Source organism: Streptosporangium sp. NPDC020145 (assembly GCF_040631275.1).
GTDB lineage: Bacteria > Actinomycetota > Actinomycetes > Streptosporangiales > Streptosporangiaceae > Streptosporangium.
The window spans coordinates 206,280-232,418 of sequence record NZ_JBEXZT010000008.1; the positions used below are offsets into that span (position 1 = coordinate 206,280).

The 26,139-nt window shown below is 68.5% G+C and carries 23 protein-coding genes; 2 read left to right on the forward strand and 21 right to left on the reverse strand.

From position 1 onward, the window contains the following. The first annotated feature begins 725 nt into the window (after positions 1-725). Positions 726-2,333 (forward strand): M4 family metallopeptidase, encoded by a 1,608-nt coding sequence (locus ABZ463_RS17740; protein ID WP_362777088.1) that lies wholly within the window; start codon positions 726-728, stop codon positions 2,331-2,333. A 298-nt stretch (positions 2,334-2,631) separates the two neighbouring features. Here the strand turns inward: ABZ463_RS17740 and ABZ463_RS17745 are convergent, their stop codons facing one another. The 18 genes from ABZ463_RS17745 to rpmE all read right to left on the reverse strand — a co-directional run bounded on the left by ABZ463_RS17745 (position 2,632) and on the right by rpmE (position 20,330). Then, the gene (locus ABZ463_RS17745) at positions 2,632-3,045 is read right to left on the reverse strand and encodes a DUF2550 domain-containing protein (RefSeq protein ID WP_352009648.1); all 414 of its coding nucleotides are present in this window, start codon (positions 3,043-3,045) and stop codon (positions 2,632-2,634) included. Positions 3,046-3,087: 42 nt separating this feature from the next. Beyond that, complete coding sequence (locus tag ABZ463_RS17750; protein ID WP_352009649.1) at positions 3,088-3,495, reverse strand: F0F1 ATP synthase subunit epsilon; 408 nt, start codon at positions 3,493-3,495, stop codon at positions 3,088-3,090. 62 nt (positions 3,496-3,557) lie between these two features. Beyond that, complete coding sequence (gene atpD / locus ABZ463_RS17755; RefSeq protein WP_352009650.1) at positions 3,558-4,985, reverse strand: F0F1 ATP synthase subunit beta; 1,428 nt, start codon at positions 4,983-4,985, stop codon at positions 3,558-3,560. Between the two features lies 1 nt (position 4,986). Further along, positions 4,987-5,886 carry a F0F1 ATP synthase subunit gamma gene (locus ABZ463_RS17760; RefSeq protein ID WP_352009651.1) on the reverse strand — a complete coding sequence of 300 codons (900 nt, stop codon included), beginning with the start codon at positions 5,884-5,886 and terminating at the stop codon, positions 4,987-4,989. Between the two features lie 3 nt (positions 5,887-5,889). Next, positions 5,890-7,539, reverse strand: coding sequence for a F0F1 ATP synthase subunit alpha (atpA, locus tag ABZ463_RS17765; protein ID WP_352009652.1), 1,650 nt, complete (start codon positions 7,537-7,539; stop codon positions 5,890-5,892). Positions 7,540-7,562: 23 nt separating this feature from the next. Next, positions 7,563-8,372, reverse strand: a complete 810-nt coding sequence (locus tag ABZ463_RS17770; protein ID WP_352009653.1) for a F0F1 ATP synthase subunit delta — start codon at positions 8,370-8,372, stop codon at positions 7,563-7,565. After that, the gene (locus tag ABZ463_RS17775; protein ID WP_352009654.1) at positions 8,372-8,911 is read right to left on the reverse strand and encodes a F0F1 ATP synthase subunit B; all 540 of its coding nucleotides are present in this window, start codon (positions 8,909-8,911) and stop codon (positions 8,372-8,374) included. Before ABZ463_RS17775 ends, ABZ463_RS17770 begins: the two co-directional genes overlap by 1 nt. 35 nt (positions 8,912-8,946) lie before the next feature. Beyond that, positions 8,947-9,177, reverse strand: a complete 231-nt coding sequence (gene atpE, locus ABZ463_RS17780; RefSeq protein WP_352009655.1) for an ATP synthase F0 subunit C — start codon at positions 9,175-9,177, stop codon at positions 8,947-8,949. Between the two features lie 70 nt (positions 9,178-9,247). After that, positions 9,248-10,039: a F0F1 ATP synthase subunit A gene (gene atpB / locus ABZ463_RS17785; RefSeq protein ID WP_352009656.1), complete on the reverse strand. Its 792-nt coding sequence runs from the start codon at positions 10,037-10,039 to the stop codon at positions 9,248-9,250. A gap of 305 nt (positions 10,040-10,344) precedes the next feature. Further along, positions 10,345-10,773, reverse strand: a complete 429-nt coding sequence (locus ABZ463_RS17790) for a hypothetical protein (RefSeq protein ID WP_352009657.1) — start codon at positions 10,771-10,773, stop codon at positions 10,345-10,347. 1,050 nt (positions 10,774-11,823) lie between these two features. Next, positions 11,824-13,164 carry an MraY family glycosyltransferase gene (locus ABZ463_RS17795; RefSeq protein ID WP_362777095.1) on the reverse strand — a complete coding sequence of 447 codons (1,341 nt, stop codon included), beginning with the start codon at positions 13,162-13,164 and terminating at the stop codon, positions 11,824-11,826. A 57-nt stretch (positions 13,165-13,221) separates the two neighbouring features. Continuing rightward, on the reverse strand, positions 13,222-14,487 hold the full coding sequence (glyA, locus tag ABZ463_RS17800; RefSeq protein ID WP_362777097.1) for a serine hydroxymethyltransferase: 1,266 nt from the start codon (positions 14,485-14,487) through the stop codon (positions 13,222-13,224). 104 nt (positions 14,488-14,591) lie between these two features. Further along, positions 14,592-14,972: a hypothetical protein gene (locus ABZ463_RS17805; RefSeq protein WP_352009660.1), complete on the reverse strand. Its 381-nt coding sequence runs from the start codon at positions 14,970-14,972 to the stop codon at positions 14,592-14,594. Positions 14,973-14,988: 16 nt separating this feature from the next. Continuing rightward, positions 14,989-17,178 (reverse strand): hypothetical protein, encoded by a 2,190-nt coding sequence (locus ABZ463_RS17810; protein WP_362777101.1) that lies wholly within the window; start codon positions 17,176-17,178, stop codon positions 14,989-14,991. 107 nt (positions 17,179-17,285) lie between these two features. Next, a complete protein-coding gene (locus tag ABZ463_RS17815) occupies positions 17,286-18,065 on the reverse strand; it encodes an L-threonylcarbamoyladenylate synthase (RefSeq protein WP_352009662.1) in 780 nt (259 codons plus the stop codon). Positions 18,066-18,086: 21 nt separating this feature from the next. Beyond that, positions 18,087-18,941, reverse strand: a complete 855-nt coding sequence (gene prmC, locus ABZ463_RS17820) for a peptide chain release factor N(5)-glutamine methyltransferase (RefSeq protein WP_352009663.1) — start codon at positions 18,939-18,941, stop codon at positions 18,087-18,089. A gap of 9 nt (positions 18,942-18,950) precedes the next feature. Beyond that, positions 18,951-20,003, reverse strand: a complete 1,053-nt coding sequence (gene prfA / locus ABZ463_RS17825; RefSeq protein ID WP_352009664.1) for a peptide chain release factor 1 — start codon at positions 20,001-20,003, stop codon at positions 18,951-18,953. A 108-nt stretch (positions 20,004-20,111) separates the two neighbouring features. Further along, a complete protein-coding gene (gene rpmE, locus ABZ463_RS17830; protein ID WP_352009665.1) occupies positions 20,112-20,330 on the reverse strand; it encodes a 50S ribosomal protein L31 in 219 nt (72 codons plus the stop codon). Between the two features lie 290 nt (positions 20,331-20,620). On the opposite strand from rpmE, the gene ABZ463_RS17835 reads away from it, so the two are divergent. Then, entirely contained in the window at positions 20,621-21,760 is a 1,140-nt protein-coding gene (locus ABZ463_RS17835) for a hypothetical protein (RefSeq protein WP_352009666.1), read from the forward strand. Positions 21,761-21,901: 141 nt separating this feature from the next. Here the strand turns inward: ABZ463_RS17835 and ABZ463_RS17840 are convergent, their stop codons facing one another. The 3 genes from ABZ463_RS17840 to rho all read right to left on the reverse strand — a co-directional run bounded on the left by ABZ463_RS17840 (position 21,902) and on the right by rho (position 26,033). Then, the gene (locus ABZ463_RS17840; RefSeq protein WP_352010163.1) at positions 21,902-22,546 is read right to left on the reverse strand and encodes a response regulator transcription factor; all 645 of its coding nucleotides are present in this window, start codon (positions 22,544-22,546) and stop codon (positions 21,902-21,904) included. Positions 22,547-22,557: 11 nt separating this feature from the next. Beyond that, the gene (locus ABZ463_RS17845) at positions 22,558-23,859 is read right to left on the reverse strand and encodes a sensor domain-containing protein (RefSeq protein WP_362777106.1); all 1,302 of its coding nucleotides are present in this window, start codon (positions 23,857-23,859) and stop codon (positions 22,558-22,560) included. Positions 23,860-24,017: 158 nt separating this feature from the next. Beyond that, positions 24,018-26,033: a transcription termination factor Rho gene (rho, locus tag ABZ463_RS17850; protein WP_362777108.1), complete on the reverse strand. Its 2,016-nt coding sequence runs from the start codon at positions 26,031-26,033 to the stop codon at positions 24,018-24,020. Between the last annotated feature and the right edge of the window lie 106 nt (positions 26,034-26,139).

Genomic DNA, 26,139 nt, shown 5'->3' on the forward strand with positions numbered 1-26,139 from the left:
AGCAGCCGACAAGTCGGGCTTTGACCTCGCCGTCGACCACCATCCCCGCGATGGCAAAATGTCATGGCTTGTCCCTTATAGGCGGGTGACACTTATCGCCGAATGGGCGGGGTCCGCCGACGCGAATCCCCATAGAACGCCCCGCCGTCCACGGACCGGCCGGAACGTTCCCACCACCCGGCTACCGGCCGGAACCGGCGACGGCCCGGCCGGACGGGTTCGAACCCACAGGCCGGTGCGACGCGCGACAGCGGAGATCCACCCGGTTCGAACGCCGGGCCCATCCCGACCGGGATCACCTCAATCCCCCACCGGCCAGGCCGGGCCCGGAGCGCGAATCCCGCACACGCGCCGTGACCCCGCCCCTTCCCCGTCCGGGCCGAGATCTCCGTTCCGGAGCCGGGTTCCATTCTCCGAGCGTTATGGCCGCCGCGCCGCCGTCCGCGCACGGACCGGGCGCAGCGCGCCAAGCCGGGGAGGCGATATGGGCCCCGACCTCCCGCCCCTTGGACGCGCCCCGTCGCACATGCGCAGCGTGGACGGGTGGCGACGGAGGGTTCCGAGGGTCGTTACTTACCGTTTGCCTTGACATACGAAAATGCTATGCCTTTACGAGGCTTGTCAATCTATCTGTTGCATGTCACCTTTAGTGCAGCCCTGGCCGGCCACGGGCTCCTGCTAGTCCCTTCCCCCCTTTGTGGGACTTGTGAGAGGAGTCATCCGTAGTGAGGTCCAAGACAAGGTTGGGGGGCGTCGCCGTACTGGCGGCAGCCGCCCTGGCCACATCCGCGCTCACGAGCGCGACCGGCGCGTACGCCCAGCCGAACGGCACCGGCCCTTCGGCCACCGCGAACTCCGATGGCGCCTACGCCCCGCCGGACGCCCAGAGCAGTGAGCGTGCGATCGCCACCGCGGACAGGGCGCTGGTGGCGCAGTCCCAGGCACTGCACAAGGCTCCGGAAGACAGCTTCGTCCGCGAGAAGACCGTCGTGGGCACCTTCGGCCTCCAGTACGTGCACTACAAGCGCAGCTACCGGGGCCTTCCCGTCTACGGCGGTGACGTGATCGTCGCCACCGACCGGACGGGCGAGCAGGCACGGGACGTCGTCTCCGGGCAGCAGGCCACGCTCAACCTGGACACCACCCCCGTCGTCAGCGCGGACGCGGCTGCGGCCACCGCCCGCGGCCAGCTCACCACCGTCGCGACCGCCTCCGCGCCGGTGCTCGTCGTCCACGCGGCGATCGAGACCCCGGCGCTGGCCTGGGAGGTCGGGGTAACCGGACGCTCGGACAACGCCGAGAGTGTTCTCCACGTGTACGTCGACGCGCGCACCGGCGCCGTCATCGACAAGGTGGACGAGGTCAAGGAGGGAACCGGCAACAGCTACTACAACGGCAACCCGGTCACCATCCAGACCTCGGGCTCGGGTGGCTCCTACTCCATGACCGACGGCACCAGGCCCGGCCTGAAGTGTGGCGGTCAGAGCGGCTCCGCCTACACCAAGAGCTCCGACTCCTGGGGCAACGGCTCCGGCACCAACCTTGAGACCGCCTGCGTCGACGCCCTCTACGCGGCCCAGAAGGAATGGGACCTGCTGAGGAACTGGCTCGGCCGCAACGGCTTCAACGGCAGCGGCGGCGCCTTCCCGGCTCGCGTCGGCCTCAACCAGGTCAACGCCTTCTGGAACGGCTCCTACACCAACTTCGGCCACAACCAGTCGAACAGCAGGCAGGCCACTCCGATCGACGTGGTCGCCCACGAGTACGGCCACGCCATCTTCCAGTTCTCCGGTTCCGGCGGCTCCGGCAGCGGTAACGAGACCGGCGGCCTGAACGAGTCCACCGGTGACATCTTCGGAGCCCTCACCGAGGCCTACGCCAACAACGCCTACGACCCGCCGGACTACACCGTCGGTGAGGAGGTCGACCTGGTCGGCAGCGGCCCGATCCGCTACATGTACAAGCCGAGCACCAACGGTGACCCCAACTGCTACAGCTCCTCCATCCCCAGCACCGAGGTGCACAAGGCCGCAGGCCCGCAGAACCACTGGTTCTACCTGCTCGCCGAGGGCACCAACCCCGGTGGCGGCAAGCCCGCGAGCCCGGTCTGCTCCGGCCCGTCGAGCCTGACCGGCATCGGCGTCCAGAAGGCCGGACGGATCTTCCAGGGCGGCCTCAACCTCAAGACCATCCCCTGGACGCACGGCAAGGCGCGCGTGGCGACCCTGAAGGCCGCCAAGTCCCTCTACACCTGCGCCGAGTTCAACGCGGTCAAGGCCGCCTGGAGCGCGATCAACGTCGGCGCGCAGAGTGGTGAGCCCACCTGCCCGTGACAGGCACCGGATGTGTGCGGTGGTGATCCCGCCGGCACGCGCGAGGCCCGTCGGCTCCCGTCATCGGGCAAACCCCCGGCACCCTCATCGGCGAATCGCCTCAGGGCGAAAGCCGCCGCCGGCTCGGTGACGGCGTGTGGACCCGGTTGGACGGCACCGTATGGGTGACAACCCGCACCGTCACTCATAGGACGTCGTCCCCGGGGCCGCGTTCTCCCCTGAGAACGCCGGATGGCCCGGACCACACCAGGTCCGGGCCATCTTCCATGCCGGGGTGGACCGCCCTCACCCAGGAGGGTCAGGCCACGTCGAGATGGGCGCTGGGCGGGGCGGACTCCAGCCAGGCGACGAAGCCGGTCAAGGCCCGGTACCCCATCGCGAGCTCGAACGCCACACGCTCGTTGCGGCACTCCAGCGCCGTCACACCTTCGATGAAGCCGTAGAACTCGTCCGACCCGATCCTGCGTCGTCCAGAAATGACAAGGCCGCGCCTCACGATCACGTGGCGCGGCCTTGGAAGCAGACCTATGAGCGGAATCCAGTTGAGGTGACCGTCGGCGTAGCGGGCCACACCGACCCGCCAGCCTCGTTCTCCCGACATCGGACGCAGGCAACACAGCACCGAACCCCGAGATCGGGTCAGGATCAGCACGCGGGAGGCGAGGAGGGCGGCCAGCAGCGCCACGACGATGAGTACGTCCAGCACCACCATGTCCCCGCCCCCAACAACCGATACCGCGCTCAGAAGCAGAATTTATCCGACTTCTTCGCCCGCCGCGCGCAACCTTGCCCTGGCGCGCTTGACCTCGATCGCGGCGTCGGCGTCCTCCTGGTTGGCATCGATGGATGCCTGGGCCCGCTGGAGGGCGTCCTTGGCGGCGGCGACGTCCACCTCGGAGCCGAGTTCGGCCAGCTCGGCCAGGATCGACACCTCGTTGTCCGCCACCGAGAGGAAGCCTCCGTGGACCGCGGCGACGAGGTCGGGCTCGCCACCGCCGCGCTTGACCGTCAGCACGCCGCCCTCAACGAGGACGCCGAGCACGGGCGCGTGCTTAGGCATGATACCGATCTCGCCGTCAATGGTCTTGGCAATCACCATGTCGGCCTCGCCCGACCAGATCTCACGCTCCGGCGAGACAACGCCTACTCGCAGCTTCGCCACTTTCCTGAGTTCCTTTCGAACCAGGCACCGGTACGGCCGGGCCGTACCGGTGCCGATGGCGACTAGCGGGCGAGTTCCTTGGCCTTGGCGATGGCCTGCTCGATGCCACCGACCATGAAGAACGCCTGCTCGGGCAGGTGGTCGTACTCACCGGCGCACAGACCCTTGAACGAGGCGATCGTCTCGTCCAGCGGCACGAACTCACCCGGCTGACCGGTGAACGCCTCGGCGGCGTACATCGGGTGCGACAGGAAGCGCTCGATACGGCGGGCCCGGTTGACGGTGACCTTGTCCTCTTCGGAGAGCTCGTCGATACCCAGGATCGCGATGATGTCCTGCAGTTCCTTGTACTTCTGCAGAATCCGCTTGGTCTCCTGGGCCACGCGGTAGTGCTCCTCGCCGAGGATCAGCGGGTCGAGGATCCGCGAGGTGGAGTCGAGCGGGTCCACCGCGGGGTAGATGCCCTTCTCCGAGATCGGCCGGGACAGAACGGTCTGCGCGTCGAGGTGCGCGAACGCGTTGTGCGGGGCCGGGTCGGTGATGTCGTCCGCGGGGACGTAGATCGCCTGCATCGAGGTGATCGAGTGACCGCGGGTCGAGGTGATGCGCTCCTGGAGAACACCCATCTCGTCGGCCAGGGTCGGCTGGTAACCCACCGCGGACGGCATACGGCCGAGCAGGGTGGAGACCTCGGAACCGGCCTGGGTGAACCGGAAGATGTTGTCGATGAACAGAAGCACGTCCTGCTTCTGCACGTCACGGAAGTACTCCGCCATGGTGAGGGCGGAGAGCGCGACGCGCAGACGGGTGCCCGGGGGCTCGTCCATCTGGCCGAAGACGAGGGCGGTGTCCTTGAGGACGTTCGCCTCCTCCATCTCCAGCCAGAGGTCGTTGCCCTCACGGGTGCGCTCGCCGACGCCCGCGAACACCGAGGTGCCCGAGAACTTCAGCGCGACTCGGCGGATCATCTCCTGGATCAGAACGGTCTTGCCGACACCGGCGCCACCGAACAGGCCGATCTTTCCACCCTTGACGTACGGGGTGAGCAGGTCGATGACCTTGATGCCGGTGGGCAGCATCTCGGTGCGCGACTCAAGGGAGTCGAAGGAGGGCGAGGGGCGGTGGATGCCCCAGCGCTCCTCGATCTTCAGCGACGCGGTCGGCACGTCCAGGGACTCGCCCAGGGTGCTCCACACGTGGCCCTTGACGACGTCGCCGACCGGCACGGAGATCGCGGCACCGGTGTCGGTCACCGGAGCGCCACGGGTCACACCGTCGGTGGGCTGCATGGAGATGGCGCGGACCAGGTTGTCACCCAGGTGCTGGGCGACCTCCAGGGTCAGGGTCTTGGTCTCCCCCGCGAGGAGGACGTCGACCTTCAGCGCGTTGTAGATATCGGGCATCGCCTCGACGGGGAACTCCACGTCGACGACGGGACCGGTGACCCGCGCGACGCGGCCCACGCCGGTCTCAACAGTCTGTGCAGTCATTTCACTCTTTCCCCGCTGCGGCGTCAGCCAGCGCGTTGGCGCCACCGACGATCTCGCTGATTTCCTGGGTGATCTCGGCCTGGCGAGCCTGGTTCATCTGCATGGTGAACACACGGATCAGCTCGTTGGCGTTGTCGGTCGCCGACTTCATGGCCCGGCGACGCGAGGCGTGCTCGGAGGCGGCCGACTGGAGCAGCGCGCTGAAGATACGCGATTCCACGTAACGCGGCAGCAGCGTGTCGAGCACGGCGCCCGCGGTGGGCTCGAACTCGAAGTACGGCAGCGGCGTCTCCGGCTTCGCGGTGGTCTCCTCGATCTCAAGCGGGAGAATCCGCCTGACCGCGACCTCCTGCGTGAGCATCGAGACGAACCCGGTCGAGACGATGTGGATCTCGTCCACCCCGTCCTGCGCCGAGAACGCCTCGATCAGCGTGTCCGCGATCTGCTTGGCGTGGGTGTAGGACGGGTTGTCGGAGAAGCCGTCCCACTTCCCGCCCATCTCGCGGCCGCGGAAGGTGTGCCAGGCGATGCCCTTACGACCGACCACGAAGGGAACCGGCGTGATGCCCTTGCCCTTCAGCAGCGTGCCGAGGGCCTCGGCCTCACGCAGGATGTTGGCGTTGAAGCCACCGCAGAACCCGCGGTCACTGGTGACGATGAGCACGGCCGCCTTGGCGGGCCGCTCCTTCGACACCGTCAGCGGGTGGTCGACGCTGCTGGTGTTGCTGACGACGCCCGTGACGGCGCGGGTGATCTCACGCTCGTACGGCACGGCCGCCTGCATACGCTGCTGCGCCTTGACGATGCGCGACGAGGCGATGAGCTCCTGGGCGCGGGTGATCTTCGCCGTGGACCTGACCGACTTGATCCGCCGCCGCAGCAGTCTTAGCTGGGCACCCATCGGCTACTTCTTCTCGGCAGAGCGGACGTGCTTGGTGATCTTCTCCTGGCCGACCTCGTCCGCGGACAGCGCGGCGACCGGCTCCTCGTTGACCAGCAGCTCGCCCGACGAGGTCTCGAAGGTCTTCTTGAACTCGGTGATGCCGTCCTTGAGGGCGGTCACCGTGTCGTCGGAGAGGTCCTTCGTCTCGCGGATGCTGTCGAAGACGCCCTTCTTCTCCCTGGCGACGTAGTCCAGGAACTCCGCCTCGAAGCGGCGGATGTCCTCGACGGGGACGTCGTCCAGCTCGCCCGTGGTGCCGGCCCAGACCGAGACGACCTGCTTCTCGATGGGGAAGGGGGCGTACTGCGGCTGCTTGAGCAGCTCGACCAGGCGCTGGCCGCGCTCCAGCTGGGCGCGGGAGGCCGCGTCCAGGTCAGAGGCGAAGGAGGCGAAGGCCTCCAGGTCACGGAACTGCGACAGCGAAAGACGCAGCGTGCCCGCGACCTTGCGCATCGCCTTGATCTGCGCGGAGCCACCGACTCGGGAGACGGAGACACCGACGTTGATGGCCGGACGCACACCCGAGTTGAACAGGTCGGTCTCAAGGAAGCACTGACCGTCGGTGATGGAGATGACGTTGGTCGGGATGAACGCCGAGACGTCGTTGCCCTTGGTCTCGATGATCGGCAGACCGGTCATCGAGCCCGCGCCCATCTCCTTCGACAGCTTCGCGCAGCGCTCCAGCAGACGGGAGTGCAAGTAGAAGACGTCGCCGGGGAAGGCCTCACGGCCCGGCGGGCGGCGCAGCAGCAGGGAGACGGCGCGGTAGGCGTCGGCCTGCTTGGTCAGGTCGTCGAAGACGATGAGGACGTGCTTGCCCTGGTACATCCAGTGCTGGCCGATGGCCGAGCCGGTGTAGGGGGCGAGGTACTTGTAACCGGCGGGGTCGGAGGCCGGGGCGGCGACGATGGTGGTGTACTCCATCGCGCCCGCCTCCTCAAGGCGGCCCTTGACCTGCGCGATCGTGGAGCCCTTCTGACCGACGGCGACGTAGACGCAGCGAACCTGCTTCTCGGGGTCGCCGGAGAGCCAGTTCTCCCGCTGGTTGAGGATGGTGTCCACGGCGATGGCGGTCTTGCCGGTGCCACGGTCACCGATGATCAGCTGACGCTGGCCGCGGCCGATCGGCGTCATGGCGTCAACCGCCTTGAGGCCGGTCTGCAGCGGCTCCTTGACCGGCTGGCGCTGAACGACCGACGGGGCCTGGAGCTCAAGGGCGCGCAGGCCCTCGGACTCGATGGCACCCTTGCCGTCCAGCGGAACACCCAGCGGGTCGACCACTCGGCCGAGGAAGGAGTCGCCGACCGGCACGGACAGGACCTCGCCCGTCCTGCGGACCGACTGGCCCTCCTCGATCTTGCTGAAGTCGCCCAGAACAACGACACCGATCTCCCGGACGTCCAGGTTCAGTGCCAGGCCGCGCGTACCGTCCTCGAACTCAAGCAGCTCGTTCGCCATCGCCGAGGGAAGGCCGGAGACATGGGCGATACCGTCGCCGCAGTCGACGACGGTCCCGATCTCCTCGCGCGCGGCGCCTTCCGGCTCGTACGCCTGGACGAAGCGCTCAAGCGCGTCCCGGATCTCGTCCGGCCGGATCGTAAGCTCCGCCATCTCTCTTCAGTCTCCCTATTCGCCTAGCCGGCCAACCGGCGGCGGACTTCTTCGATTCGTCCCGCGATCGTGGTGTCGATGAGGTCGTCCCCGATCCGCACCGAGAACCCTCCGAGCACTCGCGGGTCCACCTCGACGTTCAGGTGAACGTCGCGGCCGTACGAGGTGCGGAGCCACGTGGCGAGACGCCGCTTCTGCTCCTCGGAAAGCTCGACCGCGCTGCGCACCACCGCGACGAGGCGCTGCCTCTGGGCGGCGACCAGGCTGCCGAACTCGTCCAGCCCTCTGTCCAGGCTACGTCCTCGCGGATGCAGCACAAGCTGCGTGACCAGACGGAGCGTGGTGGGGGCGACCTTGCCGTCGAGCAGGGAGCCGAGCAGCTCCTGCTTGGCCTGTCCGGTGACGGCGGGGTCGGCCAGGACGCGCTGCAGGTCCAGGTTCGAGGCGACGATGCGCCCGAACCTGAACAGTTCGTCCTCGACGTCGTCGAGCTTGCTCTGTGCCTCGGCCTCGGCCGAGGCGGCGACGACGCCGAGCCGCTCAAGGGCGTCGGCCAGGTCTCCGGAGCCGGACCACCTGACGGAGACGGCCTGGATGACCGTCTCCAGGGCGGCACCGCTGACCTTGCCCTCCAGCAGAACCCGTACGGCCTGGGCCTTCTGGGACGCCGGGCGGGCCGGGTCGGACATATAGCGCCGGAGCCCGTGCTCACGGTCGAACAGGTCGGCGACCGCGAAAAGCTCGTCGGCCAGCGAGCCGAGGTCGGCGCTTCCCGCGACGGCGTTGAAGCGCTCTTCGACCTCGGCCAGCGAAGCCCTGCTCAGACCTCGCATCAGCGAACCGCCGCGCTGCTGCCGGCCTCAAGCTCCTCAAGGAACCGGTCGACGGTACGGCGCTGGCGCGCCTCGTCCTGGAGGGACTCACCGACGATACGACCGGCGAGGTCGACCGACAGGCGGCCGATCTCCGTGCGAAGCTGGGCGAACGCCTGCTGGCGGTCGGCCTCGATCTGGGCGTGCGCGGCCTCGATGAGACGACGGGCCTCGGCCTGTGCCTCCTCGCGGAGCTCGGCCTTGATCTGCGCGCCCTGCTCCCGGGCCTCTTCACGCAGGCGGGACGCCTCGTGACGAGCCTCGGCCAGCTGGTCGCGGTACTGCTTGAGGGCCCGCTGCGCCTCTTCCTGAGCGTCAGCGGCTCGCTTCAGGCCGCCCTCGATCGCGTCGACGCGCTCGGCCAGGGTCTTCTGGATACGGGGAACCAGGAGACGCCCGACGATGAAGAGGACGACCAGGAACGCGAACCCGCCGACGACCATCTCGGCCACGTTGGGCACAAGCGGATTGCTTGCTTCCTCTGCCGCTAGGAGATACATGGGTGCTGCCTTCCGTCAGAGCGGGGTGGTGTTTCTCAGGTCCGGAAGACGAACGCGAGCGCGATACCGATCAGCGCGAGCGCCTCGGCGAACACGAAGCCCAGGATCATGTTCTGGCGGATCAGGCCGTAGGCCTCGGGCTGGCGGGCGATGGCCTGCACACCCTGACCGAAGATGATGCCGATGCCGACACCGGGGCCGATCGCTGCGAGGCCGTAGCCGATGGAACCGAGGTTGCCGGTCACTTCGGCGAGCAGACCACTCATTGGTTGGTTTCCTTTTCTATCGACCAGTGGAGTGTCCACCGGGGTTCTCTGGCGGTGAGAGGGAAAAGTCTTAGTGCGCGGCGTGCAGGGCGTCGTTGATGAACATGGCGGTCAGCAACGCGAACACGTAGGCCTGCAGCGCCTGGATGAACAACTCGAAGGCCGTCAGCAGGAGCGTCATGACGACGCCGAGCACGCCGACCGGAGCCCCAAGCGGGGTCAGCTGGACGAACAGGAAGTGCCAGCCGACCTCGGAGAACAGGCCGATGATCAGGTGACCGGCCATCATGGTGGCGAACAACCGGATCGCGTGCGTGATGTGGCGCAGGAAGAACGTGGAGACGAGCTCGATCGGCGCGACCAGGAAGTAGATCCAGGTCGGCAGGCCGGGAGGGAACATCACGTTCGTGAAGAACTTGATGGGGCCCTGGTTCTTGATGCCCAGGTACATCACCAGCACCCACACCCCGATCGCGAGGACCGCGGGGTAACCGATGCGTGACATCACCGGGAACTGGATGAAGATGATGGAGCCGAACAGGTTCATGATCCACACGAAGAGGAACATGGTGAACAGCAGCGGCATCCACCGGTCGCTGTCCCTGCCGAGGTTCGGCCTGGCGATCTGCTCGCGGACGAACTCGTAGGCGAGTTCGCCGACGTTCTGCACGCCCCTGGGCACCAGCTTGGGCCGGGAGAAGGCGGCGAAGGCGAAGGCTATGACCAGCAATCCGCCGATGAAGGCGAGGAGAGCGGGCTTGTTGAACCAGGCCTGACCTTCGACGAGCGGCGGCCAGTCGAATATGCCGAGCCCCGGAGCATGGAACTCCTCGGAGGCGAGAGGCGTCAGCGCGGCGCTCACTCGGCGTTCCCTTCGTCGTGATGATTGGTCAAGAGGGTGTCATCCGGCTGCCGCGCCGTATGCAGGCCGGCCGGACGAGGAGGGTGAAGATGGTGAGGAGACCAGGGCTCGATGGCTCCGAAGGACGTTCCTCTACCTTCGTCTATCGCGATGTTTATCGCGCACGCGACAATAGCAGGCGGGGCTCTGACTAGTCATACCGGGCCAGCCTCCAGGGTTCTCTCTCCCGGGAGGGCCGACCGTGACCGGTCCCGCCTCGTCTGCCATGACGAGCTTAGGGGACGGGCTGTGAAGATCGCGACTTGTCATCGCTTGCTCCCGAACTGGCCGGGCACCGTCGCGTCGGGGTCGACGTAGAGGATCCGGAGTTTCAGGAAGCCGCGTGCCTCACCGGCCGTCCAGCAGATCGTGCACGCGATGACCGTCAGGGCGAAGGCCATCGGGCTCCACACGGTGGTGTCCTCGAAGGCGGTCAGCAGCACCACCAGCGCGAGGATCTTGGTGAAGAAGACGCCCATCGCGGCGGCCATCATCATCGTGGGCGAGATCCGGGCCGCGTAGACGACGGCCAGCAGGCCGATCGTGAAGAAGGCGCCGACCACGAGGACGCCTATGCCCGCTCCCAGTGCCCCCTTGCCGCCCGAGAGGACCGCGGAGACGACAACGGCGACCAGCCCCAGTAGCGCCGTGGGGATCGCGGCGGCTTTGAGAACTTGGAGATCGTTGGCCTGCATCGGTGCTCCAGGTACGGTTATCAAGCGAGCAATTGCTACGGCGCAGGATGCGTTCATGACGCCTGCCTGCTAGTGAAAGCTATCACAAGCTCTCGAAGGCCGCCTTTACCTGCCGTTTCAAGTAAACGATCAAGAAGTGTCCGGCGGCCGGACCCGGCACGACCCGGCGCCCTCCGGAACGACCGGCGCGCCTTCCACAGGAAAGCGGCATTCGGCCGCACCGGGCCGCCGGCACCCCTGACGGCTCACCCGACCCCTGCGGACCGGTGGATACAGGCCACCGACCCCGGCGAACGAGCATACCCTTTTCCGCTCCCGCGGTTCGCAATCGATTTCGCCGCACCATTCACCAGGGAAAAAGAACTGTTTTCCCTCAATGCCTCTCATGCGCCAAATCAAACGAATACGAACTCTGCCTGACCGGGATCGAACACGGCCTTCCGAGCCCGGAGTAAAGCGGCACCCGAATCAGGGATTCGTTATACGGAGTCATGACCTTACCCCGGATTTCACCGTGGACGTCGGCGGCGGCCCCTCAACGCCCCCGCGACGTACGGCACCGCCCACCTCTGATCAGCGATCTCTCCACGGAGCCCCCCACCCCCGTCATGAGGAGCGACTCACGCTCCCGGAGGGGGCCGTCCCGCCCGGACCGGACGACGGCACCGAAGAACGCATCCGAATTGCGGCTTTCATACCTCTCATCGACCCCACGCGGAGATCACTCCAGCAACAATTCAGACTTCGCATCGCATAGGACGACAATCCCATGCATCACCCTGCGGGGCGATCTCCCACCGAAGCACGATGAACTGACCGGCATTCATGAAGAAAGAGATCACTTCTCGGGGTTCGCTCTGTTTTTCCCCTACCGGGAATCCGTGTCCGATATCCCGCCACCGGACGTGTGCGGGAGGTCACCGCCGTTCCCGTCGCCGGGACGGCCGAGGCCCACGCCCGGCGTCCTCACAGGGGCATCACACGCCCGGGAAGGGGCACGGGGAGACACCGGCCCCAGCCGTACAGTGACGGATCACACACCGAACGACCTCAGGGCAGCGTCTCCGGGTTGGAGAAACCGGGTCCGGGGAGCGCCGACAGCACAGCCGTGTCCTCTCCCACACCGGGCACCTGAGGGGCGGGCGGATAGGCCACCGGTGCTCCCAGAGCGGCCATGGGGGCGCCGGGAGGGCCGGGGGGATACGGAGGTTGAGCGGGGAACGGCGGTGCCGGCTGGACGGAGGACGGCTCCGCGTCCGAACGCACGTGGCGGCCGCTCCCCGCGTTCCTGCGCGCGCGCCAGCTGGGCAGCGCCATCACCACCAGCACCACGACCGCCAGCAGGAAGGTCAGCAGGAACAGCACAAGCGGGAGGCCCTCAACGGCCATCGCCACGACGGTGAAGGCGAACAGGATCGTCCAGGCGTACATGATCAGCACCGTGCGCCGGTGCGAGTGGCCGATGTCCAGCAGCCGGTGGTGCAGGTGGCCCCGGTCGGGCGCGAAAGGCGACAGACCGTTCGAGGTGCGCCGGATCACCGCCATGATCAGGTCGAGCAGCGGAAGCACCAGGATGGCGACGGGCACGAGCAGCGGCAGGATGACCGGGAAGCGGTTGATGGTGGTCGAGTCGAGCGGCGTGATGGTGATCATCGTGGAGGACAGGACCAGCCCGAGCAGCATCGCCCCGGTGTCACCCATGAAGATCTTCGCCGGATGGAAGTTGTGCGGCAGGAAGCCCAGGCAGACACCGATCAGCACCGAGGCGATGACCGCCGTGACGTTGATGCTGGTGTTGCCGTAGTAACTGGACAGGACGACGGAGTAGACCCAGGTGGCCATCGCGGCGATGCCGACGATCCCGGCGGCGAGCCCGTCGAGCCCGTCGACGAAGTTCACCGCGTTGATCGCGACGACCACGACCAGGATGGTGATCAACGGGCGGAGCGTCGAATCGAGACCGAACGGCCCGCCCATGGCGTTGGGCAGCGGAAGCCACGGCAGGGTGACGTCGAAGGCCACCAGGACGCCCGCGGCGCCGATCTGCCCGGCCAGCTTGACCAGCGCGCTCATCCCCCACCAGTCGTCGAGGAAGCCGGTGAGCGTGATCAGGCCGCCCGCCGCGATCAGCGCGATCGCGGTGTTGCCGCCGGCGAAGGTCTCCTCCCCCAGCTTGCCTCCCGCGTACGGCAGGCTGCTCGCGATCAGCAGGCCGGCGACGAGTCCGCCGTACATGGCCAGGCCGCCGAGTCTGGGGGTCGGGACGGTGTGCACGTCACGGTCACGGACCTCCGGCATCGCGCCGATGCGGATGGCGAACACGCGGACCAGTGGGACCAGCAGGTACGTGGCCGCCGCCGCGACCAGTGCCATGAGTAGGTATTCGCGCACGGACCTAGTTTCTCTGATAGTCGGGCCATCTGTGACCGAAAACCGTGACAGAACGCCTCATAGTTCCCTGGCATATGTCTGGTGGGTGTGTGCCAGCTCCCTCGCCCGCTCTCTGGTCTCCGCCACGGCGGCCGGGTCCTTGACGACCCGCGCCACCATCGAGGCGATCTCCTTCATCTCCTCGGCTCCCATCCCCTGGGTGGTGACGCAGGGGGTGCCGACCCGGATTCCCGAGGTCACCGTGGGTGGTTCCGGATCGTAGGGGATCGCGTTGCGGTTGAGCGTGATGCCCGCGGAGGCGCACCGCTGTTCGGCGAGGGCTCCGGAGATCCCTGTGTCCCGCAGGTCGACCAGGGCGAGATGGCTGTCGGTGCCCCCGGAAACGGGCCGCATGCCCTCGGCGGCCAGTCCGTCGGCCAACGTCTGGGCGTTGGCGACCACCTGACGGGCGTACTCGGCGAACTCGGGACTGAGCGCCTCCCCGAAGGCGACGGCCTTGGCCGCGATCGCGTGCATGAGCGGGCCACCCTGGGTGAACGGGAAGACCGCACGGTCGATCCTGCCCGCCAGTTCCTCGGTGCACATGATCCCGCCGCCCCTCGGCCCGCGCAGCGCCTTGTGCGTGGTGAAGGTCACCACGTCCGCGTACGGCACGGCGGACGGCATGGCCCCTCCGGCCATCAGCCCCACGGTGTGCGCGATGTCGGCGAGCAGCCAGGCCCCGACCTCGTCCGCGATGCCCCTGAAGGCCGCGAAGTCGATCCGCCGCGGATAGGCCGTGGCACCACAGATGATCATCTTGGGCTGGTGCCGCAGCGCCAGTTCCCTGACCTCGTCGTAGTCGATCAGCTCGGTGTCCCTGCGCACGCCGTACGCCACGACACCGAACCAGCGGCCGGAGAAGTTGACCCGGGAGCCGTGGGTGAGGTGGCCGCCGTGCGGCAGCGCCATGGCCAGCACGGTGTCGCCCGGCTGGAGCAGCGCCGCGTAGGCCGCCAGGTTGGCAGAGGTGCCGGAGTGGGGTTGCACGTTGACGTGGTCCGCGCCGAACAGGCGTCTGGCCCGCTCGACCGCGAGGCGCTCGGCGCGGTCGACGACCTCGCACCCCGCGTAGTAACGCCTGCCGGGATAGCCCTCGGCGTACTTGTTGGTCAGCGTCGACCCGAGCGCGGCGAGCACGGCGGGCGAGGCGAAGTTCTCGCTGGCGATGAGCTGCACACCGTCCCGGACCCGTTCGAGCTCGTCGACGAGGACCTGCGCTATCTCGGGATCTTGTCTCTGCAGGAGGCCGAAGTCGGGCCCGTAGTACGGCTCAGCACCCATGGTTCACATCCCGGGGATGACGACTCACCCCACTGTATGCCTGTCCGCCGTCTACGCCCCACGCCAGGGGAGCGTTTCCCCGTGGGCGCAGGCCCGTGGGCGCCTCACGAGAAGGCGTGCGGTGCCCCCGCGTTGACGGGTATCCACCTGGGCGTGTCGGCCGCCTGATCACTGATGGAGGTCAGGATCGCCTGCCGGTAGAGGCCGAGCCGGGTGCGCCACTCGGCCATCTCCTCCACGTAGCGCCCGGAGACAGGGGCGTCCCAGACGTCCTTGCTCCTGGCCATCTGATAAGCCTTGTCCAGGCTTGAGGTCAGCGCGTCAAGCTCTGGCAGCACCTGCCGCCACATCATGACCAGCCGCTGGTAGTCGGGATTGAACTCCCAGGAGACGGCCATGTCCGGTGTGGGCAGTCCCGGGCTCCCGGAGACGGGCGGGGTCTCCCCCGGCTGCAACGGCTGTGGAGCGGGCGGATCGACGAACATCACAGACTCCTCACGTTCACTTCACCGCACCGGGACCGGACGGCGTGGACGGCCGTGACGGGTCCTCCCGCAGGACGGCCCCCCGCGAGTCACCCTGTCCGTCGCTCGTGGACTTCCACGTCCCTTCCTCCTCCCAGTCGTCGCCGTAGAACCCGTCGGCCCCTCCCTTGCCTCCGACCTCATCGGCTTCCTTGGCCCACTGTGCGAGCACCCCGTCCTTCGGGTCCGCGGAGTGGGCCACCGGGTGAACGGACCCGGTGTTGATGATCGTCTTGTGAGCGCCGTCGGAGGCCGGATGGGTACCCGCCGCGTGGGTGTTCACCGCGTACGTGCCCGTGGCATGGGTGCTCGTCCCATGGCTTCCGGCCGCGTGGGTGTTCGCGGTGGTCGTGTGGGTGCCTGCCTGCTCCGTCGTACCGCCGTCGTAGAAGGCGCCGACGGCCTGGGTGCCCGTGTTCTGGGGGGCGGGGTCGAGGGCCTGCTCGACGGTGTCGGGGATGGGCAGGGCCGGTTTGGCCGACGGCAACGCTTCATACGGATCCGCCTTGCCCGCCTGGTGGGAGTCGGCACCGCTGGGGCCGCTGTGCAGACCGGGGTTGCCGTCGTCTCCCTGCGGAAGGGAGCCCGTGTCTCCTGTCTGGAGGCCGGAGGCCTGCGGGGCCGTACCGCCCGGGTCCGGGTCGCCGTCCGCCGCGTCGAGAAGCGGGACGTCCTCTATGTGGTCGAGCAGCGTGTTGACCTGCTCCGCGGTGGGCGAGTCGAGGGGGATCTGCAGCACCTTCGCCCCGTCCACCTCCACGACCTTCGCCTTGCTTCCACCGACCTGGTCGACGTCGTCGGGATGGTCCTTCTGCGGGGTGTCGAGGATGTCGACCTTCCCGTCGCTTCTGGGCGAACGCTCGTCCCCCTTGGAACCGGCGTCGGGCTTGGCGTCCGAGGAGGAGTCGTCCCCGGCGTCCTCGTAGGACCCGTACGGGGAATCTCCGTCCCTGGGAGACCGCTCGTCGCCCTTGGAACCGGCGTCGGGCTTGGCGTCCGACGAGGAGTCATAGGAAGAGCCACTCTCTCCCGAAGACCGCTCGTCGCTCTCCGAACCGGCGTCCTCGTAGGACCCGTAGGGAGAGTCCCCGCCCCTGGGAGACCGCTCGTCACCCTTCGAACCGGCGTCGGGCTTGGCGTCCGACGAGGAATCACCCTCAGAGGACCCGTAGAAAGAGTCCTCCTCTCCGGAAGGCCGCTCGTCACCCTTCGAGCCAGCGTCCTCGTAGGACCCGTAGGGGGAATCCCCGTCCCTCGGAGACCGCTCGTCACCCTTGGAACCGGCATCGGGCTTGGCGTCGGGACCCGAATGGCCGCCTCTCGGCGAACGCTCGTCATCCTTGGAGGCGTTGTCCGGCTTCGTGTCGGAACGCTCGTCCCCCTTGGAACCCGCGTCGTGCTTGGTGTCGGGACCCGGATGCCCGTCCCTCGGAGACCGCTCGTCACCCTTGGAACCCGTGTCGTGCTTGGCATCCGGTTTCGCGTCAGGTTTGGCCTCGGGCTTGGTGTCGGGCTTGGTGTCGGGACCCGGATGCCCGTCCCTCGGAGACCGCTCATCACCCTTGGAACCCGCGTCGGGCTTGGCGTCGGAGTCCGTACGACCACCGGAAGAGGACGAATGCCCCTCTCTGGGGGAACGTTCGTCGCCCTTGGAGCCCGCGTCGGGCTTGGGGTCGGGTTTGGTGTCGGAACCCGAGTGTCCGTCCTTCGGTCCCGCGTCCGGCTTGTGCTTCTGGTCGTCGTCCGGCCGTACGGCGGGCTTGAGATCCTCCGCCTTGGGGGCGGCCGGCTTCGCGTGATCCTTCGCGTCGGCGCCCTTGGCGTCCGTCTCCTTGGAGGCCTCACCCCTGGCGTCCGCGACCCCGGACGTCTTCTCCTTGTGGTCTTCGGCCTTCTCGCCGCTCGACACCGGTTGTCCCGCCGGGGAGCCGCCCTCCTGCTTGACCCTCTTCTCCAGGAGTTCGACCCGGGAGGAGACGTCGCGGACCATGATGTCGCATGACTCCGCGACCTGGACGGGACGGTGCGTGGACTGCGCGGACAGCCCCGCGGCGCTCATCATGCGAGCGACCCGGCCCTCCGTCGTCCGCATGCGCTCCGCCGCCTGTCGGACCTCGGACAGCAGATCACGGACCAGCTTGGGGTCCATTCCGTCTAACTTGCCCATGGACGTCTCCCGGAAGTGTCGGCCACCTCAAGGTACCGGCGGGGCAGCCCGGCGTCACGATCATAATCAGACTGTATGGATCACGATATGGAGCGCGGATCCACCGTTCAGTCGCGGGAATCCGGCTTCCCACCGGCCTCCGGCTTCGCCTCGGCCCCGGCTTCGGGCTTCGCCTCCGGCGCCGGGTCTGGCTTGACCTCCGGCTTCGGTGCCGCGTCCGGCTCGGAGTCCGGCTCAGGGTCCCCGTCCGTGGCCACGTAGCCGACCACGCCGCGCAGCCGTCCCACCGGGATGGCGCCCCTGCGCAGCAGCCTGGGCACCGCCGTGGTCAGGTCGAGGATCGTGGAGGGGATGTTGTCCTCGGTCGGGCCGCCGTCGAGGTAGACCCCGACGGAGTCGCCCAGCTGCGCCTCGGCCTCGGCGGCCGTGGTCGCCGCGGGGGCTCCGGAGCGGTTGGCGCTGGAGACCGCGAGCGGACCGGTCTGCTTGAGGAGTTCGAGGGCCAGGGGGTGCTGCGGCATCCTGATGGCCACGGTGCCCTTGGTGTCGCCCAGGTCCCAGGAAAGGGACCGGTTGGCGCGGCAGATCAGCGTGAGCGGGCCGGGCCAGAAGGCGTCGATGAGGTCCTGGCCGTACGGGCCGAGGCTGTCCACCAGGGCCGTGGCCGCGCGCACGGTTCCGACCAGCACCGGCGGGGGCATGTCGCGCCCGCGCCCCTTCGCCTCCAGCAGCTTCGTGACGGCCGGCGGGATGAAGGCGTCAACCCCGACCCCGTAGACGGTGTCGGTCGGGAAGACTATGAGCTCGTACTTCGGGATGGCTATTACCGCGTCGGCCAGCCCCATAGCCCGCTGATCAGGGTCTGAGCAGTCATAACGTCGACTCACGGCAAACCATCCTATTCTTGCCTATTCTTGGCCGAAACGGGCGGTAACGAAGCGGTCCCTGCGGGTCAGGTCTTGGCGGCTACGCACATCACGCCAGCCGTTGTCCTCGGGGAAGAGCAGATATACCGCGGTTCCCTGCTCGTCGGCGTGCTCGACGGCGACGAACCCGCCGGGACGCAGCAGCCGCCTCGCGGTCCGCTCGACGGCCCTGACCTCGTCGAGGCCGTCGCTGCCCGAGCCGTACAGCGCGCGGCGCGGGTCGTAGTCACGCACCTCGGGATCCCTGGGGATCGCACCCGGCGGAATGTACGGCGGGTTGGAGATGACCAGGTCGACCTGACCGTTGAGTTCGGGCAGCGCGTCGGCCAGGTCTTCGGGGTGCAGGTGGACCCGGCCCTGGCCGTGTTCGAGGATGTTGCGCTTGGCCCAGCGGTAGGCGTCGGGATCGACCTCGACGGCGTGCACGATGGCCAGCGCGATCTCCTGCGCGATGGACAGCGCGATGGCGCCGGAGCCCGTGCCGAGGTCGACGACCACCGGCGAGGCGACGTCCATCTCCCGCAGCCGCTCGATCGCCCATCCCGCGACCACCTCGGTCTCCGGACGCGGGACGAACACCCCGGGCCCCACTTCAAGGGACAGGTAGCGGAAGTAGGCGCGGCCGGTGATGTGCTGGAGTGGCTCGCGGGCCTCACGCCGGGCGATGCCCTCCCAGAACAGCGCGTCGAAATCCGCGTCGGTCACGTTGTGCAGCTCGCTGCGCCGTACTCCGTGGACAAAGGCGGCGATCTCCTCGGCGTCCGTGCGCGGCGACGGCACACCTGCCTCGGCGAGCCGGGCGGTGGCGAGGGCGATCTCGTCCAGCAGAAAGGTCATGGGCGCGTTCTATGAGTGGTCTGCGAGCTTCTCCGCCATCTCGGCGTCGAGCAGGGACTGAATCACAGCCGTGAGGTCGCCGTCCAACACCTGGTCGAGGTTGTAAGCCTTGAAACCGACGCGGTGATCGGAGATGCGGTTCTCGGGGAAGTTGTAGGTGCGGATGCGCTCGGAGCGGTCGACGGTGCGGATCTGGGACTTGCGCTCGGCCATGGCGGCGGCGTTGGCCTCCTCCTCCGCGATGGCCTGGAGACGGGCACGCAGGATGCGCATGGCCGACTCCTTGTTCTGCAGCTGGCTCTTCTCGTTCTGGCAGGAGGCAACCACACCGGTCGGGATGTGCGTGATCCGTACGGCGGAGTCGGTGGTGTTGACGCTCTGGCCGCCGGGACCACTGGAACGGTAGACGTCGATCCTGAGGTCGTTCGGGTCGACCTGCACGTCGACCTCCTCGGCCTCCGGGTAGACGAGGACGCCCGCGGCGCTGGTGTGGATGCGCCCCTGCGACTCGGTCACCGGCACCCGCTGGACCCGGTGCACACCGCCCTCGAACTTCAGCTTCGACCACACGCCGTCGTCGCCCCTGGCCTTGACCGCCACGGTGACGTCCTTGTATCCGCCCAGGTCGGAATGGGTGGCGTCGATCAGCTCGGTCTTCCAGCCGACCCGCTCCGCGTACCTGAGGTACATCCGCAGGAGGTCTCCGGCGAACAGCGCCGACTCCTCACCGCCCTCGCCCGCCTTGATCTCCATGATGATGTCCTTGTCATCGTTGGGATCACGCGGGATCAGCAGGTGCCTGAGCTTCTCCTCAAGCTCGGGGACACGGGCCTCGAGCTCCTTGGCCTCCTCGGCGAACGCCTCGTCCTCCGAGGCCAGCTCCCTGGCCGTCTCCAGGTCGTTGTGGACCCCCTGGAGCTCACGGTAGGTGTTGATGATGGGAGTCAGCTCGGCGTAGCGCCTGCCGAACGTACGCGCCTGCGTGGGGTTGGCGTGCACGGTGGGATCGGCGAGCTTGAGTTCCAGCTCGGCGTACTCACTGAGCAGCTCGTCGAGATTCACCGTGCGTCCTCCTCGAAGTCCTGACGAAACCTGCCTCATCACCACGAACGCCGACCCGGGGTACTCCTCGCGGGCGAGGAGCGTTCCGGGCCGGCGTCGGGATGAGAGCTACTGGCCCGTGGTCTTCTTGCCGAAGCGCTTCTCGAAGCGCGCCACCCGGCCGCCGGTGTCCAGGATCTTCTGCTTGCCCGTGTAGAACGGGTGGCAGGCGGAGCACACGTCGGCGTGGATCACGCCGGACTTCGCGGTGCTGCGGGTGGTGAAGGTGTTACCACAGGTGCAGGTCACCTCGGTGGTGACGTACTCCGGGTGAATGTCGGGCTTCATGTCCTTCGGTTCCTCTCCAATGCGCGGTCGCCGGGTCGCCACTGTCTTTCGCCTGTTCGAGGCTTACGCGCTGTAGCACACCGAGGTGCGCGCGGGCGGGAACCGGAACCGCTGCGGTTCGGCTACCAGTGTGCCAGATGCTCCAACCATCCCAGGCCACGGGACATTCCCGGAGACCATGATCGGGTTCGTATGGACGGGTCCCATTCGTACCACTAGGCTCCGGTGCCCAAACCGTAACTTTTATCACTATCTTCACCCAAGTTGGGGGCCCAAAGATGAGGAACGGAATGCGGTTGCTTCTGGCCACCGCGACGGGGGCAGCCGTCTTCGCCAACGGTACGGTCACAGCCCTCGCCTCCCAGTCCGCCCAGTCCAGCGCCCGCGCGGACACCCGCTGCTCCGGCTCCGCCGAGTTCTCCAAGGTGGAGTGGACCGAGGCGTTCGTCCCCCTCAAGGACAACAACGACGTCACCGTCACGGCCACCCTCAAGAACCCCTTCAAGAAGGGCGCCGACGGGAAGTGGGCGAAGGACCAGGACAACAAGGCTGTACGGGACATCACCGCCCTCGGCGGGGAGATCGTCAAGGCCGGGGCGACCACCGGCGCGAAGGTTGAGCTCGACCTTCCCGCCACTCCCACCATCACCGCGGACAACGAGCAGTCGGCCACCCTCGGCGAGGCCAAGGTGACCGGTAAGTTCACCGTCACCAAGGACGACAAGGACGGCAAGTGGCTGCTCAAGCTCAACCCCGTCCGCGGTAGCGCGCAGCCGTGTGTCGAGGAGATCGCGGTCGGCCCGCAGCTCAAGCTCGCGGGTGCCTCGGTGACCGACCCGGTCGTCGTCACCACGAACGACGACACCAAGGTCGCCGTCAAGGCCACCGTCCTCGGCGGCGCCACCTCGGTCTCGGCCCACCTCTACAGCAACGACGGCAACGACTCCGTCGACCTCAACCTCGACAAGGGCAACTCCGCCAACTCGTGGTACCAGGACACCTGGTTCGACAGCGACTTCAACACCGGCTCCTGGACCCTCGACGTGACCGTCACGCGCGGCAACGAGAGCATCAAGTACGAGCGGGCCGACGTCTTCACCGTCCAGCTCAAGAAGGCCAAGAAGAAGAAGGCCAAGACCAAGGTCTCCTTCGACGTCAACGCGAACAAGGTCCGCAAGGGCAAGACGGTCCGCTTCTACGGCGCCGCCTACCGGGGCAGCTCGGCCTACTCCGGCAAGGGCGTCGAGCTCTACTACCGCAAGAAGGGCTCCACCAAGTGGGTGTTCTTCGCCATCGCCAAGGCCAACCGCAGCGGTAAGTACAGCAAGGTCGTCAAGCCCAAGGCCGACGCCTACTGGCGCGCCGTGGTCACCGGCAACAGCACCACCTCCGGGTCGACCTCCGGTTACGAGTTCGTGGACGTCCGCTGACCACGAGCCCCACGTCACCTGTACCGCTCGCGTCCCCAACCCCGGGCGCAAGCCGTACAGAGGACTGACCGGCCGACGAGGACCGGGAGCGCCCGGCGGCACGGACCGCCGGGCGCTTCGCCGTTCCCGGCCGGGAACACCTCACAACCCCAGATACGCCAGTACGGCCAGCACCCTGCGGTGGTCGCCGGGGGCGGGATCGAGGCCGAGCTTGGTGAAGATGCCGGAGACGTGCTTCTCGACGGCCCCCGCCGTGACCGCCAGCCGGACGGCTATCGCCGAGTTCGAGCGGCCCTGCGCCATCAGGGCCAGCACCTCGCGCTCCCGCCCGCTCAGGGAGCCCAGCGGACCGCCCGTGTGGTGGCGGTCGAGGAGCCGGTCGATCACCTCGGGGTCGAGGACCGTCCCTCCTGCCGCGACCCGGCGCACGGCGTCGAGGAAGTCGGTCACATCCGCTACCCGCTCCTTGAGCAGGTAGCCGAACGGTGCGGCTCCCCCACCGGCCAGTTCGGCCGCGTAACGCTCCTCGACGTACTGCGACAGCACCAGGACCGGCAGGGCCGGCTTCAGCGCACGGGCTTGGAGGGCCGCACGCAGTCCCTCGTCCCGATGGGTCGGCGGCATCCGCACGTCCACGATCGCCAGGTCGGGATCGTGCTCGGCGACCGCGGCCACCAGCGACGGGCCGTCGCCGACCGCCGCGACGGTCTCGATCCCGCCGTCATCGAGGAGCCTGGCCAGGCCCTCCCGGAGCAACACGGAGTCCTCGGCGATCACCACGCGCATGGTCCAAGTGTTCACCAGTCACAGGGGAGTTCGGCGCGGATCACGGTCGGGCCGCCCGGTGGGCTGTCCACCCCGAGGACGCCGTCAACGGTCGCCGCCCGGTCCGCCAGGCCCGCCAGCCCTCCTCCCGGACGGGCGAGCGCGCCGCCGGAACCGTTGTCGCGGACCTCGACGGACACCCGCCGGTCGCGCAGGCCGACCCGGACCGAGGCCTCGGTCGCCCCCGAATGCTTGGCCATGTTGGTCAGCGCCTCGGCCACCACGAAGTAGGCGACGCTCTCCACGGCCGCCGGAGGCCGTTCGGCCAGCTCCACCGAAACGGCGACCCGCACGGGTGCCCTGGCCGCCAGCGCGGACAGGGCGGCGTCGAGGCCCCGGTCGGTGAGGATCGCCGGGTGGATGCCCCGCGCCAGATCGCGCAGTTCGGCGATTGCGGCCTTGGCCCCCTCGTGGGCCTGGGCGAGCAGCCGCCTGGCGGTCTCCGGGTCGCTGTCCAGTTTGACCTGGGCGCGCCCCAGATCCATGGCCACCGACAGCAGCCGCTGCTGGGCGCCGTCGTGCAGGTCACGCTCGATCCTGCGCCGTTCGGCCTCGGCCGCGTCCGCCCCGCGCGCCCTGCTGGCGCGCAGCCGGGCCGATCCGGCGATCCTCTCCCCCGGGCCGAGCAGCGCCATGGCCAGCTGCCCGTGCAGCCGCGCCATCCCCCGCGTCGCGTACAGCGCCGCGACGAGCACCCCGAGCCCCGCCGGGACACACGCCAGCGCCCCGGCCGGGCCGTCGACCGTCAGCTCGCCGACGATCCGCACCTCCGTCACCCCGGACAGCACCAGCGGCGGCGTGACGAGCAGGGCGAGCGCGACGGCCCACAGGGCGGCCGAGACGACGAACTCCACCAGGCCGACCAGCGGTAACAGCAGCAGGTACAGCAGGTCCTTCCAGGTCGCGGGGTCGGCGAGCGCCCCTCCGCAGCGCAGCAGCGGGTTGCCGCCCCTACCCGGCCGGTAGGGGTCGGGGATCCTGACGCCGAAGGCCAGCCCGACGAGACGGCGTTCGAGCATCGCCGCGCCACGCCAGGCCACCATGGTCAGCGCGAGCAGCGGCGCCCCCACCCAGGCGACCGCCAGGGTCAGCGAGAACGGGATCACCGAGACCAGCACGGCGAAACAGACCAGGCCGTGGAACACGCTCCCCAGGAGGTACGGCAACGCCCGCCAGGTCATCGGGTCGACGAACATGCCCAGTGGACCGTTGGGACCCAGCGGGACGCGCAGTCTCAGCGGTGTCCGCGCCACGGGCGCCGTCCCGGCCGTCATGCGCGCCTCCCCACGCCCTGTCCGCTGTGCCCTGTAAGTGCCCTCGACGGGTCTTCCCGAGGTATGGATATCCCGGGGAGGCGGATCTCACAAGGGCCGGACAACGGCGAACGCCCCGGCCGTGAGGGCCGGGGCGTTCGCCGTACGGGACGGGTGGGTCAGTCGCGATCGGAGCTGACGGTCGTCGTCCTGACCTGGAGGAGGAACTCCGCGTTGGACTTGGTCTCCTTCATCTTCTCCAGGAGAAGCTCCAGAGCCTGCTGCATGTCCAGCGCGTGCAGCACACGCCGCAGCTTCCAGATGATCTGGAGCTCGTCCTTGCCCAGGAGGATCTCCTCCTTGCGGGTGCCGGACGCGTCGACGTCAACCGCGGGGAAGATGCGCTTGTCCGCGAGCTGACGGTTGAGCTTGAGCTCCAGGTTTCCTGTGCCCTTGAACTCCTCGAAGATGACCTCGTCCATCTTGGAGCCGGTCTCGACCAGCGCCGTGGCGAGGATCGTCAGCGAGCCGCCGTTCTCGATGTTGCGGGCGGCACCGAAGAAGCGCTTCGGCGGGTAGAGCGCGGTCGAGTCGACACCACCGGACAGGATGCGTCCCGAAGCCGGGGCCGCCAGGTTGTAGGCGCGGCCGAGGCGGGTGATGGAGTCGAGGAGCACGACGACGTCGTGACCCAGCTCGACCAGGCGCTTGGCCCGCTCGATGGCGAGTTCGGCGACCGTGGTGTGGTCCTCAGCGGGACGGTCGAAGGTCGAGTGGATGACCTCGCCCTTCACCGACCGCTGCATGTCGGTGACCTCTTCGGGACGCTCGTCGACCAGGACGACCATCAGGTGGCACTCGGGGTTGTTCCTGGTGATCGCGTTGGCGATGGCCTGCAGGACCATGGTCTTGCCCGCCTTGGGCGGGGAGACGATGAGACCGCGCTGGCCCTTGCCGATCGGGGCGACCAAGTCGATGATCCTGGTGGTCAGGATGTTCGGCTCGGTCTCCAGGCGCAGCCGCTCCTGCGGGTAGAGCGGGATGAGCTTGTTGAAGTCGGGCCGCTGCCGCGCCTGCTCCGGGTCCATGCCGTTGACGGTGTCGAGGCGGACGAGGGCGTTGAACTTCTCGCGGCGCTCGCCGTCGCGGGGCTGACGCACCGCGCCGGTGATGACGTCACCCTTGCGCAGGCCGTTGCGGCGGATCTGGGCGAGTGAGACGTAGACGTCGTTGGCGCCCGGCAGGTAGCCGCTGGTCCGCACGAAGGCGTAGTTGTCGAGGATGTCCAGGATGCCGGCGATCGGGATCAGGACGTCGTCGTCACCGACCACGGGCTCGTTGCCGTCGAAGCGGTCGCGCCCACGGCGGTTGCGCTCCCTGAACCGGCCGCGACGCCCGCGACGGTCGTCGTCGTCGCCCACACCGTGCTGGTCGTTGCGGTCCTGCGGGCCGCGGTTCTGCTGGTTCCTGTCGTTGCGGTCACCGCGGTCGTTCGACCGCTCGCCCCGGTCGTTACCGCGGTCGTTGCGGTCGTTCGACCGCTCCCCGCGGCTCTGGCCCGCGTCGGCGGCGCGCTGGTCGGGACGGCCCTCGCCGCGCTCACGCCTGTCGTTGCCGCGCTCGCCGCGCTCACCGCGGTCGCCGTTGCGGCGGCGGTCGCCGCGCTCACGGCGGCTCTCGCCGCGCTCGGGACGCGTCTCCGCCTGAACCGGCTCGGCCTGCTGCTCAACGACGGGAGCCGCGACGGGCTCGGCGGCGACGGGAGCGGGGGCCTGCTGGACGACGGGAGCGGGCTGCGCCTGCTCGGCGACCGGCTCCGCGGCCACCGGGGCGGCGGCGCGGGAACGTTCCCTCCGGCTGCGGGCCGGACGCTCGGCGACCGGCTCGGCCACGGGGGCCGCAGCGGCGGCGGGAGCGGGAGCCGCAGAGGCCTCCTTGGCCGCGACGGGAGCCGGGGCGCTCTCTGTGGCTACGCCCTGCTTCTCCTGGATCGCCGCGATGAGTTGGCTCTTGCGCATCCGCCCGGTCCCGCTGATGCCGAGGCCGGACGCGATGGCCTGCAGCTCAGGCAGCACCATGGCGGACAGGCCGGTGCCGGAGCGACGGCGCGGCTTGGCCGCGGCGCGGGTGGGGGTGTCGCCGGCCGTCGGCGATGCGCCGGCGGCGTCGGAGAGGAGTTCGGTGGTGTCGCTCACTAATGGGTCCTTCCCAGGGGTCGGGCGTGGCCATGATCAGCCAATCGTCCCGGTGGTGCGATCGACCCGGTGGGACAGACCGGGTCGGGTTGCACGTCGCGATCCT

Coding starts and splice junctions, on each gene's coding strand:
- ABZ463_RS17760 (WP_352009651.1), bottom strand. CDS start 5,886: ATGGGTGCCCAGCTAAGACTGCTGCGGCGGCGGATCAAGTCGGTCAGG.
- prmC (WP_352009663.1), bottom strand. CDS start 18,941: ATGACCTTTCTGCTGGACGAGATCGCCCTCGCCACCGCCCGGCTCGCC.
- ABZ463_RS17810 (WP_362777101.1), bottom strand. CDS start 17,178: ATGGGCAAGTTAGACGGAATGGACCCCAAGCTGGTCCGTGATCTGCTG.
- ABZ463_RS17840 (WP_352010163.1), bottom strand. CDS start 22,546: ATGCGCGTGGTGATCGCCGAGGACTCCGTGTTGCTCCGGGAGGGCCTG.
- atpD (WP_352009650.1), bottom strand. CDS start 4,985: ATGACTGCACAGACTGTTGAGACCGGCGTGGGCCGCGTCGCGCGGGTC.
- ABZ463_RS17775 (WP_352009654.1), bottom strand. CDS start 8,911: ATGTATCTCCTAGCGGCAGAGGAAGCAAGCAATCCGCTTGTGCCCAAC.
- ABZ463_RS17845 (WP_362777106.1), bottom strand. CDS start 23,859: ATGACGGCCGGGACGGCGCCCGTGGCGCGGACACCGCTGAGACTGCGC.
- atpE (WP_352009655.1), bottom strand. CDS start 9,177: ATGAGTGGTCTGCTCGCCGAAGTGACCGGCAACCTCGGTTCCATCGGC.
- ABZ463_RS17835 (WP_352009666.1), top strand. CDS start 20,621: ATGCGGTTGCTTCTGGCCACCGCGACGGGGGCAGCCGTCTTCGCCAAC.
- glyA (WP_362777097.1), bottom strand. CDS start 14,487: ATGGGTGCTGAGCCGTACTACGGGCCCGACTTCGGCCTCCTGCAGAGA.
- atpA (WP_352009652.1), bottom strand. CDS start 7,539: ATGGCGGAGCTTACGATCCGGCCGGACGAGATCCGGGACGCGCTTGAG.
- ABZ463_RS17805 (WP_352009660.1), bottom strand. CDS start 14,972: ATGTTCGTCGATCCGCCCGCTCCACAGCCGTTGCAGCCGGGGGAGACC.
- ABZ463_RS17790 (WP_352009657.1), bottom strand. CDS start 10,773: ATGCAGGCCAACGATCTCCAAGTTCTCAAAGCCGCCGCGATCCCCACG.
- ABZ463_RS17770 (WP_352009653.1), bottom strand. CDS start 8,372: ATGCGAGGTCTGAGCAGGGCTTCGCTGGCCGAGGTCGAAGAGCGCTTC.
- rpmE (WP_352009665.1), bottom strand. CDS start 20,330: ATGAAGCCCGACATTCACCCGGAGTACGTCACCACCGAGGTGACCTGC.
- ABZ463_RS17745 (WP_352009648.1), bottom strand. CDS start 3,045: ATGGTGGTGCTGGACGTACTCATCGTCGTGGCGCTGCTGGCCGCCCTC.